Here is a 1564-nt window from a genome sequence, read left to right as displayed (position 1 = left end):
CCGGCGCTTTTTTATGTCTGATGGATTTTGTGTTGATTAATCGGGCCTCATTCGCTGGCAAGCCAGCTCCCACAGGTTTCTCGATTGTTCACAGAATTTGTGTTCACCGCAGATCCCTGTGGGAGCTGGCTTGCCAGCGATGAGGGCCTTACTTTCAATACAAGTCAGGTGTTTGTTTGTTATCAAGCATCGACACTTTATCTGTCGCCTTGGTCAATAAATTACTCAACGACTGATCAAACTTCTGCAACGCCCGAACTTGCACATCCTGTTGCTGATTAATATCCGCGACGATTTCTTCCGAGCCTTTGAAGTCGGCCCACACTGGCGTCAGTTCTTTCGCTTCAGAACCTTTTGCTGTACCGATGTAGTTCAACTTCGCATCATAAAAATCCGCACTCACATCAGCCTTGATGTCGGAACTGCGCGAGGTGATCAACTGGCTGTGGGTGTCGATGATCGCCACCACGTCGGGATGCGCTGCACGCAAACTTTGCATGTCCGGGTACACCGTGACGGAGCCGAACTGGCGTTGCAGCGAGGCCTTGACCCAGTCCACGGCCATGTCCGGTTTCGAGGTGTTGACGTAGGCGTCGTGGATCGGCTGCACCAGCAGGCTCTGGCCGAAACCGGTGCCGGCGTTGGCCTGATAGTCACGCAGGTATTCGCGGTTGGTCTGGGTGCTCGGGCTGTAGACCACGCCCAGTGACACGTCGGGACCGCTTTTCACCTGGGCGGCGCTGCTGCGGCCGACCGGTTGGGTAAACAGCGTGTCGAGGGACGAAAGCGCTTTCGGCGCGGTGGGTACGGAACAGGCGGACAAGGCTAAAACCGATATCGCCAGGGTACTGGCAAAGGCAAGTTTCATGGTGAGTCTCCCGTGAAGCAACTTCAGTCGGAACGTCAGAGTTGTCGCGGCTGTTTGTGACGGGCGCACGACAGTTGATTCAGACTAAACCCGCCAACCTGTAAATAAGCTGACAATTTTCCGTGTTGTGGCGATGTATTAGTTTTATTGGCTTTAAGGCAAAACGGTTAATTTCGTCCGGACATAAAAAGGCGCAAAACAGGGTTTTGCGCCTTTTTATTTATGCTGTGCCAACAACCATCAGTTTTTCAACGGGATCAGCACTTGTTCGTCCGGCGCCAATACCATGAACACCAGCAACTTCGCCGGTTTGCTTTTGCTGGCGTTTTTTCGACACCAGATGTTCGGAGCCGGCCGGTTCGTACCAGAACTGGCCTTTCTTGTAGGTGATCGGCTGTTCGCCCTTGACCTGGGAAATCACTTCGCCTTCGAGCACATAGGCCATGGCGGTACCGTCGTGCTTGTGGGCGATGGAGGACTGCCCGGGTTTGTAGTCGACTTCAATCATCATGGCTTTCTTGCCGGGGGCGTTTTTCAGCATCTGGTCTTGCAGGACGGTGACTTTCTCGGATGGGTCGTGGGCCAGGGTGGCGGCAGACATGGACAGGGCGAGAACGGCGGTGAAGAGGTGCAGGGCTTTCATGTTCGATCACCAGTTGGGGAGGGGTGGTGACCACAGTAGTCTGCGGGGTGGGG

1 protein-coding gene and 1 pseudogene are annotated in these 1564 nt (G+C 54.5%); both read right to left on the bottom strand.

Features of this window, described 5'->3' with window-relative positions; translation table 11 throughout:
• Nucleotides 1-154 precede the first annotated feature (154 nt).
• Complete coding sequence (locus tag HT737_RS03780) at nucleotides 155-868, bottom strand: ATPase (RefSeq protein ID WP_182401497.1); 714 nt, start codon at nucleotides 866-868, stop codon at nucleotides 155-157.
• 240 nt (nucleotides 869-1108) lie between these two features.
• A pseudogene (locus HT737_RS03775) lies at nucleotides 1109-1511 on the bottom strand (cupin domain-containing protein).
• Nucleotides 1512-1564 lie beyond the last annotated feature (53 nt).

It is taken from the genome of Pseudomonas sp. MD195_PC81_125 (assembly GCF_014060985.1).
GTDB lineage: Bacteria > Pseudomonadota > Gammaproteobacteria > Pseudomonadales > Pseudomonadaceae > Aquipseudomonas > Aquipseudomonas parakoreensis.
The sequence above is the reverse complement of the archived record's forward strand: the minus strand, read 5'-3'. Positions and strand labels throughout refer to the sequence as shown.

Excerpts from the sequence above, each read along its gene's own strand:
- HT737_RS03780 (WP_182401497.1), bottom strand. The coding sequence starts at position 868 with ATGAAACTTGCCTTTGCCAGTACCCTGGCGATATCGGTTTTAGCCTTG.